Source organism: Paraburkholderia sp. BL25I1N1 (genome assembly GCF_003002025.1).
Taxonomy (GTDB): domain Bacteria; phylum Pseudomonadota; class Gammaproteobacteria; order Burkholderiales; family Burkholderiaceae; genus Paraburkholderia.
The window spans coordinates 39,968-56,518 of the sequence record NZ_PVZB01000026.1 but is presented as its reverse complement, the minus strand read 5'-3'; the positions used below and the strand labels follow the sequence as shown (position 1 = coordinate 56,518).

The following is a 16,551-nucleotide window of genomic DNA, read 5'->3' as shown; positions in this document are numbered from 1 at the left end:
GTGCTTTAGAAAAAAGCAGTCACTCGATATTTGTAAGCATTACTTAGGTGTGTGCCCGCGATTTGGGATGCCGGACCGACGCATGGCGGAACCCACTCGCGTGGCAGTAGATATGTAATCGATTGGAAAGCGCTGCGCATTCCGATTGCAATAAATTAGTAGTCCGACGCTGACTTATTTGAAGTTGCTTTAACGGAACGCGGCGCAAGATCGCCGTATATCGAGTAGAGCGGTTCACGAGACCACTCTTCACATACTGCTGTGGCCTTACTGACGAGCGAGAAGGGGAAAAATGAAACAAAGGGCATTGGCGCTGGCCATTAGAAGAATAGTCTGGGCTGAACTGGCGTTGTCGGCCGCAATCGCCGTACCGGCGTTTGCGCAAAGCCAGCCGGCGACCACCGGCACCGCGGCAGGCGCGACGACGACGGAAAGCACCCCGGCAACGGGCACGGCCGCCACACCGTCTGCGGACAACACCACCGCGACGCCGGCGGGCAAAGGGGTCCAGCAACTCAAGAAATTCGAAGTGACCGGGTCGCTGATCCGCACGGCGGACAAGGTCGGCAACACGGAAGTTCAGACCATCACGACCAAGGAAATCCAGCAAAGCGGCTATACGACCGTGGCCGACTTCCTGCGCGGCACGTCCGCGAATTCGGGGAGCAGTTGGGGTCAAACGACAATGAACAGCTCCGCGCAAGGCGGCGGCGGTATTGCATTGCGCGGTCTGAGCGAGAAGTACACCCTGGTGCTGGTGGACGGGCAACGGGTAGCGAATTACGGCAAGGCGGTGAACTTCACCGACACGTTCTTCGACGTGAATTCGATCCCGCTCAACATGATCGACCACATCGACATCGTGAAGACCGGTGCGGTCTCGGTGTATGGTTCGGATGCCATTGCGGGCGTGGTCAACATCATCACCAAGAAAGACTTCCAGGGCTTGCAGATCGATGGCCAGCTCGGCAAGGCGCAGCATCCGGGCGACGCGCAGGGCAACTTCAGTGTGCTCGGCGGTATCGGCGACCTGAATGGCGACCGCTTCAACGTGACAGCCGCCGCGAGCTATTACCGCGACACCGGCTCGTCGCTCGGCGATCGCGACATGACCGCGGGTCAAGACTTCAGCCAGTTCCCGGGTGGTCTCGCGGGTCCGCTCGGTCCGAACCAGCAGTCGTACTGGACCACGGCCGACGGCACCAACATGGCGCTCAATCCCTGTCCTCCGGGCAGCGTGTCGGCGAACGGCGCATCCACGTGTAAATCGAATCCGGCCAGCACCACCTCGCTCGTGCCAGCGATCACGCGCCTGAACGCGAAAGTGCGCGGCACGTTCAAGATCAATGACGATATGCAGGCTTACGCCGATTTGTGGGTGAGCCGCAACGAAACCGTGCAGAACGAAGGTCCGGCCGTGCTGAGCAGCCAGACCAACGCGTTCAACCCGGCCACCGGCTCCGCGTTGCCGATCTCGCGCACGGTCTCGGGCACCAATCCGTACAACCCGTTCGGCGTGCCCACGCTGATCAACTATACGTTCCCGAATACCGTCTCGGCGGATACGGTGTCGACGTTCTGGCGTGCATCGACCGGCGTGAAGGGCTCGTTCACCACCCCGAAATTCGGCGATTGGGATTGGTCCGCGGATTACGGCCATTCGCAGAGCACGGTGGACACGACCTATGGCAACGTGCTGAATGTTGCAGGCCTCGAGAACATTCTGCAGAACGGCGTATTCAACTTTTCGAACCCGTCGGCCACGCCGAACGGTTTGAACGGCGTCTTCCAGAACGACTATGAGCAGGCGATCTCGAAGCTCGACAGCGTCACGGCGAAGACCTCGACGACCAATCTGTTCACGCTGCCGGGCGGTCCGGTCGGTGTCGGTTTCGGTACGGAATTCCGTCACGAAAGCAACATCATCAACTCGCGTACGTATAGCGCGCTCGGCGTTACGGCGCCGGCCAACGTGCAAACGGTCGACGGTGAGCGCAATGTGGCCGCCGTCTACTATCAGGTGGATATTCCGATCGTCCACAACCTGACGTTCACGCAGGCGGGCCGCTACGACCACTACAGCGATTTCGGCGGTGCGTTCTCGCCGAGCTTCGCGTTGCGCTTCCAGCCGGTGCGGGCACTCACGGCTTTCGCATCGTATAGCCGCGGCTTCCGCGCGCCGACGCTGGTCGAAAACTCGCAGGCAACCTATCTGGCTCACCAGAACCTGGTGGACCCGAACGACCCGAGCGGCACGCCGACCAAGCACTTCACGACGGAACAGGTCAACGGCAATCCGGCGCTGCAGCCTGAGCGCACCAAGAACTACAACATCGGCTTCCAGCTTTCGCCGGACTCGTCGACGGATATCGGTGCGGCGTTCTACAAGATCCACATTGACGGTGTGATCGGCACGGACGATCCGAACGCGGTGATGGATGCGAACAACCCGTCGAACGTGATCCGCAATCCGGACGGCACGGTGGCCTACATCAAGGAACAGTTCGTCAACCTGGGTTCGCTCGACACCGACGGTTTCGACATGAACTTCCGCAAGTCGGTGGGCACGAAGTACGGCACGTTCACGCTGGCAGGCGACTGGGCCTATGTGTGGCACTTCAAGCTGAATAGCCCGGGTGCGCCGACGCAGGACTTTGCCGGCAACAACCTCGCGCTGTTGCAACCGTTCGGTGCGTCCAATCCGCGCTGGAAGGGTAATACCAGCCTCTCCTGGGATTACCGCAAGCTGACCACCACGCTGACGTGGCAGTACACCGGCCCGTACACCAACGCGGTGGCGTCCGAGTTCGGCGACGGCGGCACGCTGTCGGTGGCGTCGTACAGCCAGTTCAACCTGATGGCCACGTATCGCGGCTTCAAGAACTGGACGATCTACGGCGGCATCAACAACATCTTCGATCGCAAGCCGCCGTTCGACGTGGAGTGGCAGGCCACCCCGGATATCACGGGCTACGACCAGTCGCTTTACACTAACATCGGCCGCTTCTTCCAGGTCGGCGCGTCGTACCGCTTCTGAAATCCTCGATGTTTGTGATGCACCCGCAGTCTGTCCAACCGGTTGGCCGCTCCGGCTTCCATTGTTGGTGCCGGAGCGGCGCAAATTTGTTAGCGATGTACTGAGGCGTGCCCGCGTGCACAATGCTCGTTCAGAACCACGGCGAGCGGTGGCGAGCGGCAACGAGCTAGCGCGCAGAGCAGCGCTAGCGGGGGAAAGCTACGAGAGCGAAGGCGTCATGCCGGCACTCTTGCCGATTCGATTTACCGCGCGCCGGCCTGAAGCCGGCGCGCGTTCTTACGCATTCCGAAGATGAGACTTGTGAAGTTTCACTGGTCGCGCGCTGTTCGAACTGCAGCGGCCGCGATGCGCCTGCCTGGCACTGCCGCTCGAATCGCGCTGTGCGCAGGGGCGTGTCTGGCATTGGGCGCGGTCTGCGCGCAGGCGCGGCCCTCGATTGCGCAGTATGACGAACCCAAATATCCCGCCGGCTTCACGCACTTCGACTACGCGGATCCCACGGCGCCGAGCGACGGCAAGCTCAGCTTCCAGAACTTCGACGAACTGCAGAGCTACGATTCGCTGAATCCGTTTCTCGTGCGCGGTGCGCCCGCGCCGGACATTCAGCATCTGATGTTCGATACGCTGATGCAGCGCAGTTGGGACGAGCTCGCCTCCGAGTACCCGCTGATCGCCGACGATGTCGAGGTCGCGCCGGACCTGGGTTCGGCCACCTTCCACATCAATCCCGCCGCGCGCTTTTCGAACGGCGATCCGATCACCGCGGCCGATGTCAAATACTCGTTTGACACATTGACGAGCCCAAAGGCCTCGCCGCTCTTCAATGCGCAGTTCTCGGTCATCAAAAGCGCGACCGTGATCGACAAAAACACGATTCGCTTCGAATTCAAGCACGCCGAACGCGACGCAGCGCTGATCGCCGGCGATTTACCGATCTTCTCGCCGAAGTGGGGCATGCGCGCGGACGGCACACGTCTACCGTTCGACCAGATCGCGAACGAGCCGCCGATCGCGAGCGGCCCGTATCTGATCGAGTCGCGCAAGAACGACAAGCAGATTACCTATCGACGCAACCCCGATTACTGGGCCGCGAATCTGCCGTCGCGGCGCGGCATGTTCCGCTTCGCGAGCATCACCTTCAAACTGTATCGCGACCATTACACGCAACTGGAGGCGTTCAAGGCCGGCGACACCGACGTGCTTGTCGAATACAGCGCAACGCAATGGGCGCGCAAGTACGTCGGCAAGAACTTCGACAACGGACTACTGAAGAAAGGCGAATTCGCCGACGGCCCCGCGCAAATGCAGGGCTTGCTGATGAACCTGCGCAAGCCGATGTTTCAGGACCCGCGCGTGCGTCACGCGCTGACGATGGCATTCGACTACGACTGGATGAACCGCATGATGTTCTACGGTCAATACCGGCGCACCAGCAGCTATTTTGCGGCGAGTCCGTTCGGTGCGACCGGCATGCCCGGCCCGAAGGAACTGGCCTTGCTTGAGCCGTTGAGGGCCGACGTGCCGCCGGAAGTATTCGGCCCCATGCTCAAGCAGCCCACGACGATCGCGCCAGATTCCTTGCGCGGCAACTTGCGCGTGGCGCGCGATCTGCTGGCGCAAGCGGGCTGGCACTATCGCGACGGCGCCTTGCGCGACGCCAACGGCACGCCGATGACGATCGAGATCATGGACGATCAGCCCGGTATGGATCGCCTGATCCTGCCGTATATGCAGGCGCTCGGCATGCTCGGCATCCAGGCGCATATGCGCGAGATCGACAGCGCGCTGTATCAGAAGAGGCTGGATAACTTCGAGTACGACATGACCACGTTCATCTATCCGCCGGTGACGATTCCCGGCGCGGAATTGACGCGCCGTTTCGGCAGCGCGGCGGCGTCGGAAGTCGGCTCGGAAAACTATCCGGGCGTCCGCTCCAAAGCGGTCGACTCGCTGATTCATTCGGCGCTCTCCGCCGACAATCTCGACGACCTCGAAGCGGCAACCCGTGCACTCGACCGCGTGCTGATCTATTCGTTCTACATCGTGCCGGAGTATTACGCGCCGGGAGCGCGGATCGGCTACAAGTCGACGCTCGGTCATCCGGACAAAGTGCCGACGACGTATGTATACGAAGACTGGGTGATCGACTACTGGTACAGGAAAACGCCGGCCGCCCAGACCGCATCTTCCACCGCGGCTACGGCCGCTACGGCTCACTGAGGCACAGCATGCTTGCCTACATTCTCAGACGCTTGTTGTTGATGGTGCCGACCCTGCTCGGCGTGGTCACGCTGACTTTTGTCGTCACGCAGTTCGTGCCGGGTGGGCCGGTCGAACAGGTGATGACGCAACTCCGCCACGGCGCTGGCCGTGGCGGAGAGGCGGGGGCGGGCGGCGGCGGTTATCACGGCAGCCAGGGCGTCGATCCGCAGCAGATCGAGCAGATCAAGAAACAGTTCGGCTTCGACAAGCCGCCGCTCGAACGCTATCTGCTGATGCTCAAGCACTACGCAACGTTCGATCTTGGCCAGTCCTACTATCAGCACGACAGCGTGTGGGACGTGATCAAATCGAAGCTGCCCGTGTCGATCACGCTCGGCTTATGGACGGTGCTGCTCACGTATCTGATATCCGTGCCGTTGGGGATCGCGAAAGCGGTGCGCAACGGCTCGCGCTTCGATACCGTCACGAGCGTGCTGGTGCTCACCGGCTATGCGATTCCCGGCTTCGTGCTCGGCGTGCTGTTATTGATGTTATTCGGCGGCGGCACGTTCTGGCAGGTGTTTCCGATGCGCGGTCTTACCTCGGACAACTTCAACGATCTCAGCGCGTTCGGCAAACTGCTCGACTATCTGTGGCACATCGTGTTGCCGGTCACGGCTTCGGTCGTCGGCAACTTCGCGATCGTCACCATTCTGACCAAGAACACGTTTCTGGAGGAAATCGGCCGGCAATATGTGCTGACCGCGCGCGCCAAGGGCGCACCGGAGCGCGACGTGCTGTGGAAACACGTGCTGCGCAATGCGGCGATTCCGCTGCTCACCGGTTTGCCGGCGGCCTTCGTCGGCGCGTTTCTGAACGGCAATCTGCTGATCGAAACTTTGTTCTCGCTCGACGGCATGGGCCAACTGTCGTACGACTCCGTGATTCGCCGTGACTATCCGGTCGTGCTCGGTTCGCTGTTTCTGTTCACGCTGATTGCCCTCGTAACCAAACTCATTGCTGACGTCTGCTATGTCCTCGTCGACCCCCGCATCCAATTCAACCGCCTGGACCGCTGACGCGGCCGGCGCGGCGCACGCGGCGTCGCCGTCTCCGTGGCGGCGTACGTGGCTGCGCTTCAGGCGGCAGCGTCTCGGTTACTGGAGCCTCGTGATTTTCGTGTCGCTGTTCGCCATCAGCCTGCTCGGCGAGGTGTTGTCCAACGACCGTCCGCTGCTCGTCCGTTACGACGGGCACTATTACTTCCCGATCGTGAAGGACTATCCGGAGACGCTGTTTGGCGGCGACTTTCCGGCGCGTGCCAATTACCTCGATCCGTATATCCGCTCGCGGCTCGAATCGAATGGCAACTTTGCGATCTATCCGCCGAATCATTTCCACTACGACACGATCGACTATTTCGCCGCGCATCCGTATCCGGCGCCGCCCACCGCGAGCAACTGGCTCGGCACGGATCAGTTCGGGCGCGACGTGCTGGCGCGGCTGCTGTACGGCTTCCGCTTGTCGGTGCTGATGGCGCTGGCGCTCACGGTTTCCGGGGTCGTGGTCGGCGTGCTGACTGGCGCGGTGCAGGGCTTTTACGGCGGACGCACCGATCTGATCGGTCAGCGCCTGATCGAAATCTGGAGTTCGATGCCCGACCTGTACCTGTTGATCATCTTCGCGTCGATCTTCGAGCCCACGTTGTGGCTGCTCTTCATTTTGCTGTCGATGTTCGGCTGGCTGGTCCTGTCCGATTACGTGCGCGCCGAATTCCTGCGCAACCGTTCGCTCGATTACGTGAAGGCGGCACGTACCATGGGTCTCAGCAACTGGCAGATCATGTGGCGTCATGTTCTGCCGAATAGTTTGACGCCGGTGATTACCTTCCTGCCGTTCCGCATGAGCGCCGCGATTCTCTCGCTGACCAGCCTCGACTTTCTTGGCCTCGGCGTGCCGCCGCCGACACCTAGCCTCGGTGAACTGCTGCAGGAAGGCAAGAACAATCTCGACGCATGGTGGATCTCGATGTCGGCGTTTGCCGCGCTGGTGATCACGTTGCTGTTGCTGACCTTCATGGGCGACGCATTGCGCAATGCGCTCGACACGCGTTCGCGCGGTTCTGCTTTCGGCGGAGGTCCGCGATGACCGCCGCTCAGGCGCCGATCGCTCGGCCGTTGCTGGAAATCGATCGTTTCTCCGTGCGTTTCGGCGACAAGGTCGCGGTGCATGAACTCAGTCTCTCCATCGCCCGCGGCGAGCGCGTGGCGCTGGTCGGCGAATCGGGCTCGGGCAAGAGCGTCACCGCACTGTCCATTCTGCGGCTCGTCGAGCATGCCGAATTGAGCGGCCGCATGTTGCTCGATGGTGAAGATCTGCTGCAAAAAACCGAACAACAGATGCGCGGTCTGCGTGGCGCCGACGTCGCAATGGTCTTTCAGGAACCGATGACGGCGCTCAATCCGCTCTTCACGATCGGCAAGCAGATCGCCGAGAGCCTGCGTCTGCATGAAGGTCTGAGGCCGAATGCGGCGCGCGAGCGCGGCATCGAGTTGCTCAGGCGCACGGGCATTCCCGAACCGGAGCGGCGCATCGACAGCTTTCCGCATCAGTTGTCGGGCGGTCAGCGGCAGCGCGCGATGATCGCCATGGCGCTCGCGTGCCGTCCGCGTTTGCTGCTCGCCGACGAACCGACCACCGCGCTCGACGTCACGGTGCGTCAGCAGATTGTCGATTTGCTGATTTCGTTGCAGGAACAGGAAGCGGCCGAACGCGGCATGGCCGTGCTGTTGATTACGCACGACCTGAATCTGGTGAAACGTTTTGCGCAGCGCGTCGCGGTGATGGAAAAGGGCGTGCTGGTCGAAACCAATACGACCGACGCGCTATTCGCGAGCCCGCAACATCCGTATACGCGGCGGCTGCTCGACAGCGATCCGCAACGCGCGGTCGAGCCGGTCGAGGCGGGCGCGCGCCGGCTGCTCGAAGTGCAAGGACTGGCCGTCGATTACCGCACGTCGGCGAAAGGCTGGCGGTCCATGTTCGGGCGCTCCACGTTCCGCGCGGTGCACGATGTCGACCTGAGCGTGCGGCGCGGCGAAACGCTCGGCATTGTCGGTGAATCTGGGTCGGGGAAATCGACCTTGGCCGCGACTGTCCTCGGCCTGCAACAGCCAGCCGCCGGCCATATTCATATCGACGGTTTGCCGCTGTCCACGCTCAAGACGGCGAACTCGCGCCGCGCGCTGTATTCGCGTATGCAAGTCGTGTTTCAGGACCCGTTCGGCTCGCTGTCGCCACGCATGACGGTGGAGCAGATCATCGGCGAGGGTTTGGCCGTGCATAAGCCGGAAGTGGATGCGAAGGCGCGGCGCGCGCGCGTCGGCAGCCTGCTCGAAGAAGTCGGCATGCCGGCCGACGCGATGCTGCGCTATCCGCACGAATTCTCCGGCGGCCAGCGTCAACGTATTGCGATTGCGCGCGCACTGGCCGTCCAACCGGAATTGATCGTGCTCGATGAGCCGACCAGCGCGCTCGACGTGTCGATCCAGAAACAGGTGCTGAATCTGCTGACAAATCTGCAGAAAAAGTACAAGCTAAGCTATCTGTTCATTACGCACGATCTGGCGGTGATGCGAGCCATGGCGCATCGCGTGATCGTAATGAAGTCCGGACGCATTGTGGAGGCGGGCGACACACTCGATGTGTTGCATGCGCCGTCGCATCCTTATACCCAGTCGCTGCTCGCCTCGTCGCTCAATGTGCCGGAGCCCGGCACGGCCGCGACTCATACGGGACCTGCCAATGATTGACGAACGTTGGGCGCAAGCCGCCCAAACGCTGAAGAGCCGCGCGGCGTTCTGGTCGCTGCGCATTGTGGACGAACAGGTCGACGACCACGAGATTCGCAACGACATCGCGCAGCCGCTGCGCACCGTGCGCGATCGCGGCGCGATGCTGATCGCGTGGGTGGGCGCGGGGGCGGGTTATGCCGCGACTGCGAATCTCTCGGCGGCCGGTTTGCAGGCCGCGCTCGATTTAGCCACCGCGCGCGCCGAGGCGAGCGCGTCCTTGTCGCTGATCGACCATCGGGAAGTCGCGCGACCCGCGGCGAGCGGCCAGTACGTGTCGCCGAATGCGCAACGCGCATTGCCGAGCCGTGCCGAATGGCTCGAGCTTCTCGGCGCGGAATGCGCGGGCGCGAACCTCGATGCAAAAATCGTCGAACGTGTGGCGGCAGTGCAGATCACGCACACCGATCAACTCTACATCACCGGCGACGGTGTTCGCATCGACCAGCAGTTCCGTTTCGTGATGCCGCAATTGAGTGTCGCCGCGCACGCGAACGGCGATACGCAAGTGCGCACGCTGGGCGGCAACTACGGCACGCTCGGACAGGGCGGCATGGAAGTGCTGACGCGTTTCGGCTTCGAAGGCTCGGGCGCGCGCGTCGCAAACGAAGCGCTGCAATTGCTGGCCGCGCCGAATTGCCCATCGGGCAAGCGCGATCTGTTGCTGATGCCCGACCAGATGATGCTGCAGATTCACGAATCGATCGGCCATCCGCTCGAACTGGATCGCATTCTCGGCGATGAACGCAACTTCGCGGGCTGGAGCTTCGTCAAGCAGGACATGTTCGGTTCGTATCGCTACGGCTCGGAACTGCTGAACGTCACCTTCGATCCGTCGCTGCGCGAAGAAGCCGCAGCCTACGCATTCGACGACGACGGCACCGAAGCGCACAAGCAATATCTGATTCGCGACGGCGTGCTGGAACGTCCGCTCGGCGGCGCGTTGTCGCAACAGCGCGCACGCATGCCGGGCGTCGCGAACTCGCGTGCTTCGAACTGGAACCGGCCACCCATCGATCGCATGGCGAATCTGAATATCGAGCCGGGCGAGAGTTCGCTGGAGGCGATGATCGGCAATATCGAACACGGCATTCTGATGCGCACCAACACGTCCTGGTCGATCGACGACCATCGCAACAAATTCCAGTTCGGCTGCGAGTTTGGCCAGTTGATCGAAAACGGCAAGCTCACGCAGGTCGTCAAACAGCCGAATTACCGCGGTATTTCCGCGAATTTCTGGCGCAGCCTGAGTGCGGTGGGCGACGCGAGCACGCGCGAGGTGTATGGCACGTCCATGTGCGGCAAGGGCGAGCCGGCGCAGATCATTCGCGTCGGCCATGCGTCGCCGGCTTGCGTGTTCAGCAACATCGACGTGTTCGGAGGCGCATGATGAGCCAGTTCATCTCTTCGCGCGCCGCCACGTCGGTGGATTGGGAGCGGCATTTCACTTTGCTCGCCGATGCGATAGAGCGTCTGCAGCAGGGCGGCGAAACCACGCTCAGTTCATTTGCCGGCGAGCAGTCCGACTTCATCCGTTTCAATTCGGGCAAAGTGCGGCAGACCGGCAGCGTGTCGCAAGGCAAGCTGACCTTGCGTCTGATCGACGGCGCGCGTCAGGCCTATTCCACGCTGACCGTATGCGGCGATCTGCAGCAGGATCTCGATGAAGTGAGCGCCGCCCTCGCCACCTTGCGCGAAGGTCTGCGCGGTGCGGCGGACGATCCGCATCTACTGTTCGACACGTCGAAATGGCAGCGCACCACGCAGCGCTCCGGCAAGCTGCCGAACCCTGACGGGCTTGCGCACATCGTCGCGGAATGCGCGCGAGGGCTCGACTTCGTGGGCTTCTATGCGGGCGGCACCATCGTGCGCGGTTTCGCATCGACGAACGGCAGCCGCGGCTGGTATGAAGTGGATAACTTCAATTTCAGCTGGTCGCTGTACGACCCGAGCGGCCGCGCGATCAAAACCACCTACGCCGGCGACGACTGGAGCGATGCCGTGTTCGCGGGCAAAGTGGAGCAGGCCGCGACACGTCTTGCCGTTCTGGCGCGCACGCCGCGCACATTGGCGCCGGGACGTTACCGTTCCTATCTGGCGCCCGCCGCGCTCGCGGAACTGCTCGGCGTCACCGCGTGGAGCGGCTTTTCCGCTCGCGCTCAGGCGAGTTCGCGCAGCGAGTTGTACAAGCTGCATGTGGGAGAAGTCGTAGTCGACCCGCGCGTGACGATCAGCGAAGATCTCAGTCTCGGCATCACGCCAGGATTCAATGACGACGGTTACCTGCGTGACAGCGTCCCGTTGATCGAGGCCGGCCGCAGCGCCGAACGCCTGACCAACGCACGCAGCGCACGCGAATACGGTTTGACGCCGAACGGCGCGTTGGCCAGCGAATCACCGGCCGCGCTCTCGATGCAAGCGGGCGACTTGCAGGAAGAAGAGGTGCTCGCAAAGATCGACACGGGTCTCTACATCGGCAACCTCTGGTACGTGAACTTCTCGGACCGCATGAATTGCCGCCTCACCGGCATGACGCGCTTCGCGACGTTCTGGGTCGAGAACGGAGAAATCGTCGCGCCGCTGGAAGCCATGCGTTTCGACGACAGTCTGTACCGCTTGCTCGGCAGCGAACTCGAACAACTCGGCGCGCAAGCCGAACTGCTATTGAGCGATTCGACATGGGGCGAGCGCGCCACGGGCGGCATGCAATTGCCGGGCATTCTGGTGAGGTCATTCGAATTGACGTTATAAGCCTATGGATCAACACGAAAAAACAAAATCAAAACCTGAGAGCTTGCCCGAGGGCCTGACGCTGCGCGCTTTGCGCGTGGCCGACGCGGAACAGTTTCACGCCATGCTGCAATTGCCCGTGGCGATGAACGGCAATCCGCAGGTGCCGTTTCGGACCGTTGCCAGCACACGCGAGCACCTGGAAAAATTCGAGGCCCCTGGCATCGCGATCGCGGCGACGGTCGGCGACACGCTGGTCGGTCAGGCCAGCCTCAGTCCTTTCAAGGGACGCCGCGCGCATGCCGCCTCGCTCGGTATTGGCGTGCACGACGCGTGGCAGCGGCGCGGCATCGGTCATGCGCTGATGGCGGAGCTGCTCGATCTGGCCGACAACTGGCTCGGCCTGCGCCGCGTCGAGTTGCATGTCTACACCGATAACCACGCGGCACTCGCGCTATACCGCAAGTTCGGCTTCGAGATCGAAGCGCATCAGCGCGGTGCCATATTGCGTCGCGGCGTACTGATCGACTGTTACTTCATGGCGCGGCTGCGCGAACCGGCGCCGTGGATGTCGCCGCCTTCTGTCGCCCATCTCGCAGCGGAATAAAACCATGAACGAAACAAGGTTGCCGGACGACGCCGCACATTACAAATGTATTATGGTGCGCGCATTCGAATCGTCGGACATGGATGCGTTCGCCGAGATCATGAGCTTGCCTGGCGTGCGGCGCGGCACGCTGTCGGTCGGCTATCGCAGTCCTGAACAACTCGCGGCGTGGCACGAGCGGAGCCTCAAAGGCGGCGTGAACGTGTGCGCGGTTATCGACGGACGCGTGGTCGGCCACGCGGGCCTGGAGGTCCACCGGTCGAGCCGCGCGCACTGCGCGCATTTAGGCGTCGCCGTGCACGACGCGTATCATGGCCGCGGTGTCGGCACCGCGCTTTTGCAAGGCTTGATCGACTGCGCGGATGCGTCGCTCGGTTTGCGCCGCATCGACCTCACGGTGTTTGCCGACAACGCGCCGGCCATCGCGTTGTATCGCAAGTTCGGCTTTGTCGAAGAAGGCCGCTCGCGCGGTTTCGCCATGCGTGACGGTGTGCTGGCGGACGCGCTGCATATGGCCCGCCTCGTCGACGCACCGCGCCTCCAGACAATCTGAACGGATTCATTGAGTGCCATTTTTCTTCATCGACCGCCCGGTCTTCGCATGGATCGTCGCGCTCGCCATTGTCGTGGCGGGCGCGCTAGCTATTCCGCAACTGCCGGTGGCGCAGTATCCGCGCCTTGCGCCGCCGCGCATCGTGATATCCGCCATGTATCCGGGGGCGTCGACTGAAGTCGTGGACGAGAGCGTCGGCAGCATCATCGAGGAGAGTCTCGATGGCGCCGACAATATGCTGTACTACCAAACGACCAGCGACAACCTGGGCGAACTCGAAATCGACGCGACCTTCGCGCCCGGCACCAATCCGGATCTCGCGCTGGTCGACATCCAGAACCGGCTCAAGCAGGTCGAGCCGCGTTTGCCGCAGCAGGTGGTGCAGCAGGGCATCAGCGTGTTCAAGGCGGCCAACACGTTCCTGATGCTGGTCGCGCTGAGTTCCACCGACGGCACGCGCGACTCCGTGCAATTGAGCGACTATCTGAGCCGCTACGTGTTGCGCGAGTTGAAGCGCGCGCCCGGCGTGGGCTCAGCCCAACTCTGGGACGCCGACGAAGCGCTGCGCATCTGGCTCGATCCGATGAAGCTGCGCGAATACGGCCTCGGCGCCGCCGAAGTCAACGCCGCCATCGCCGCACAGAACGCGACCGTGACGGCGGGCACGCTCGGCGACGCGCCGTTCGTGCCGGGCCAGCAATTGACCGCCTCGGTGAGCGTGAAAGGCCAGTTGATCTCGCCGGCCGAATTCGGCCAGATCGTGCTGAAGGCGCGGCCGGACGGCTCGGCTGTGCGTTTGCGCGACGTCGCGCGCGTCGAACTCGGGCGTGACAACTACTCGTACTATTCGCGCCTGAATGGCAAGGCTGCTGCAACGGTCGGGATTCAACTCGGGCCGCGCGGCAACGCGCTCGAAACGTCGAACGCGATTCGCGCGCGGCTTGCCGAACTGGCGAAAGGCTTGCCTTCGGGCGTCGCCGTCGAAATCCCGTTCGACAACGCGCACTTCGTGAAGATCGCCATTCACGAGGTGCTCGTCACGCTCGCGGAAGCGGTCGTGCTGGTGTTCTTCGTGATGTGGCTGTTCCTGCGCGATCTGCGCTATACGCTGGTGCCGACCGTCGTGATTCCGGTCACGCTGATGGGCGCGTTTCTCGCCATGTATGCGTGCGGTCTGTCGATCAACGTGTTCACGATGTTTGGCCTCGTGCTCGCCATCGGCATTCTCGTCGACGACGCGATCGTGGTGGTGGAGAGCGTGCATCGCGTGATGGAAGAAGAGGGCTTGCCGCCCCGCGAGGCCACGCGCAAAGCCATGTCGCAGATCGGCGGCGCGATTGTCGGCGTGACGGCGGTGTTGACGGCGGTGTTCGTGCCGATGGCGTTCTTTCCCGGCGGCGTCGGCGGAATCTACCGGCAATTCGCGGTGGCGATGATCGCGTCGATGCTGGTGTCGTCGTTCATGGCCTTGTCATTGACGCCCGCGTTGTGCGCGAATCTGCTGAGGGCGCACACGCAATCGGTGCGTCAACGCGACGCGCGCCGCGGCATTCGCGGTTTCGCGGCGCGCGCGGCGAGCCGTTTCACGTCCGGCTTCGATCGCGCCGCGCGTGGTTATCGCGGGTTGACCGCGCGCACGTTGCGCCGTATCGGCCCCATGTTGGCCATCTACGCGGTGCTGGTCGGCGTGTGCGGCGTGCTCTACTGGCAGATGCCGGGCGGTTTCCTGCCAAGCGAAGACGAAGGCCAGTTGCAGGTCATGATTCAATTGCCCGCCGGCGCCACCCAGGCGCGCACGCTGGCCGTGGTGCAACGCGCGGAAACGATTCTCCATGCCGAGCCCGCAATCGCGAACGTCACGAGTGTGATCGGCTGGAGCTTTTCGGGCAGTGGTCAGAACGTGGCGATGGGATTCGTCGAACTCAAGGACTGGGGCAAGCGCGATATCGATGCGCTGGCCCTGCGCGACCGGCTCAATGCAAAGTTCGACCAGATTCTGGACGGTAGCGTCGAGGCTCAATTGCCGCCTTCGGTGCCGGGACTCGGGCATTCGGACGGGTTCGTGTTCCGCCTCGAGGATCGCGGCGGCGTGGGGCTCGACGCGCTGAAGGCCGCGCGCGAGCAACTGTTCACGCAGGCCAAGGCGAGTCCGGTGCTGGCCTCGGTGCACTCCGAGGATCTGCCTGACGCGCCGCGCGTCGAGCTTATCGTCGATCGCGCGAAGGCGTACGCGCTCGGCGTGTCGTTCGACCGCATCGCGGACGTGCTGGGCAGCACCTTCGGCTCGACCTATATCGACGATTTCCCGGCCGGCGGCCGCATGCGCCGCGTCATGATCGCCGCCGACGCCGCCGCGCGCATGACCGAAGAGGATTTGCTCGCGCTCGCCGTGCCCAACTCGACGGGCGGCATGGTGCCGCTCTCGGCTATCGCAACGCGTCAGTGGACGATCGGCCCGGTGATGCTGACGCGCTACAACGGCTACCCGTCGCTCGACGTGAGCGGCCACGCGGCGCCCGGCTACAGTTCCGGCGCGGCCATGGCGGAGCTGGAGCGGCTTGCGGGTTCCCTCCCGGTCGGCGTGAGCTATGACTGGGTCGATGCGGCGCGCGAGGAAACCGCGGCCGCGAGACTCACGCCGCTGTTGATCGGCCTGTCGTTGCTGGCGGTGTTCATGGCGCTGGCCGCGCTCTACGAAAGCTGGACGATTCCGCTTGCCGTGCTGATGGTCGTGCCGCTTGGCGTGATCGGCGCGGTTGCGGCGGTGCTGTTGCGTGGCATGCCTAACGATGTGTACTTCAAGGTCGGCATGATCACGGTGATCGGCCTCGCGGCGAAGAACGCGATTCTGATCGTGCAATTCGCCCGCGATCTGTACCAGGGCGGCATGCCGTTGACGCGTGCGGTGACCGAGGCCGCGGGCGCCCGGTTCCGGCCGATCGTGATGACCTCGGCGGCGTTTCTGCTGGGCGTCGTGCCGCTCGTGGTGTCGAGCGGCGCGGGTGCCGAAAGCCGCCGCTCGATCGGCACGGGCGTCTTCGGCGGCGTGCTGGCTGCCACGCTGTTCGGGCTGGTGTTCGCGCCGGTCGCGTTCCATGCGGTCGCTTCGCTCACGCACGGACGGCGGCGGCTGGCGGCACTGCATCGCAGGCGCGCCGAGCGGCAGGGCCGCCGTGCCGCGACCGCGATCGAACGCGAGTCGCTCGACGAGTCGCCGACGGCCTGAGCGTTCGGATAGCTGCATCGTGACCGGCGTGCTGCGCTGGCCGGCGCCGTCAGGCGCCGGCCGCGCAACTTCAAACGCGCCCGATTCTTCGGGCGCGACAAGCCTTCAATCCTCCGATGTTTATAGTTATTGTGCGCTGCAAGCACGAATTGTCATACGTATAAAACCGCCAATGTTTCAATATAGAAACATTTTCGGACGTTCGAAAAACGCGTTTAGAAACGATTAATAGCGATCGATTCGTTAAATGCAGGCCGATTGCACCCGGTGGCCAATAAATTCCCGATTTGCGAATAAAACGGCTATTGAATGGTCATTATTTGCGAGGTTTGTATTTCAAGTTTG

At 62.8% G+C, this 16,551-nt stretch carries 10 protein-coding genes; all 10 read left to right on the top strand.

Annotation, left to right across the window (positions count from 1 at the left end; translation table 11 throughout):
* Positions 1-292: 292 nt before the first annotated feature.
* The 10 genes from B0G73_RS31150 (at position 293) to B0G73_RS31105 (ending at position 16,206) form a co-directional block, all read left to right on the top strand.
* Positions 293-3,037: a TonB-dependent siderophore receptor gene (locus B0G73_RS31150; protein WP_106284995.1), complete on the top strand. Its 2,745-nt coding sequence runs from the start codon at positions 293-295 to the stop codon at positions 3,035-3,037.
* A gap of 291 nt (positions 3,038-3,328) precedes the next feature.
* Complete coding sequence (locus tag B0G73_RS31145) at positions 3,329-5,257, top strand: extracellular solute-binding protein (RefSeq protein WP_106284994.1); 1,929 nt, start codon at positions 3,329-3,331, stop codon at positions 5,255-5,257.
* A gap of 8 nt (positions 5,258-5,265) precedes the next feature.
* A complete protein-coding gene (locus B0G73_RS31140; protein ID WP_106284993.1) occupies positions 5,266-6,318 on the top strand; it encodes a microcin C ABC transporter permease YejB in 1,053 nt (350 codons plus the stop codon).
* The gene (locus B0G73_RS31135; protein WP_106284992.1) at positions 6,272-7,387 is read left to right on the top strand and encodes an ABC transporter permease; all 1,116 of its coding nucleotides are present in this window, start codon (positions 6,272-6,274) and stop codon (positions 7,385-7,387) included. Before B0G73_RS31140 ends, B0G73_RS31135 begins: the two co-directional genes overlap by 47 nt.
* Positions 7,384-9,051 (top strand): ABC transporter ATP-binding protein, encoded by a 1,668-nt coding sequence (locus B0G73_RS31130; protein WP_106284991.1) that lies wholly within the window; start codon positions 7,384-7,386, stop codon positions 9,049-9,051. Before B0G73_RS31135 ends, B0G73_RS31130 begins: the two co-directional genes overlap by 4 nt.
* On the top strand, positions 9,044-10,480 hold the full coding sequence (locus B0G73_RS31125; RefSeq protein ID WP_106284990.1) for a TldD/PmbA family protein: 1,437 nt from the start codon (positions 9,044-9,046) through the stop codon (positions 10,478-10,480). The genes B0G73_RS31130 and B0G73_RS31125 overlap by 8 nt, the downstream gene beginning before the upstream one ends.
* Positions 10,480-11,841 (top strand): TldD/PmbA family protein, encoded by a 1,362-nt coding sequence (locus B0G73_RS31120; protein WP_106284989.1) that lies wholly within the window; start codon positions 10,480-10,482, stop codon positions 11,839-11,841. Before B0G73_RS31125 ends, B0G73_RS31120 begins: the two co-directional genes overlap by 1 nt.
* A gap of 4 nt (positions 11,842-11,845) precedes the next feature.
* Positions 11,846-12,427 carry a GNAT family N-acetyltransferase gene (locus tag B0G73_RS31115; protein ID WP_106284988.1) on the top strand — a complete coding sequence of 194 codons (582 nt, stop codon included), beginning with the start codon at positions 11,846-11,848 and terminating at the stop codon, positions 12,425-12,427.
* A gap of 4 nt (positions 12,428-12,431) precedes the next feature.
* Positions 12,432-12,980 carry a GNAT family N-acetyltransferase gene (locus tag B0G73_RS31110; protein WP_106284987.1) on the top strand — a complete coding sequence of 183 codons (549 nt, stop codon included), beginning with the start codon at positions 12,432-12,434 and terminating at the stop codon, positions 12,978-12,980.
* Positions 12,981-12,993: 13 nt separating this feature from the next.
* On the top strand, positions 12,994-16,206 hold the full coding sequence (locus tag B0G73_RS31105; RefSeq protein WP_106284986.1) for a multidrug efflux RND transporter permease subunit: 3,213 nt from the start codon (positions 12,994-12,996) through the stop codon (positions 16,204-16,206).
* Positions 16,207-16,551 lie beyond the last annotated feature (345 nt).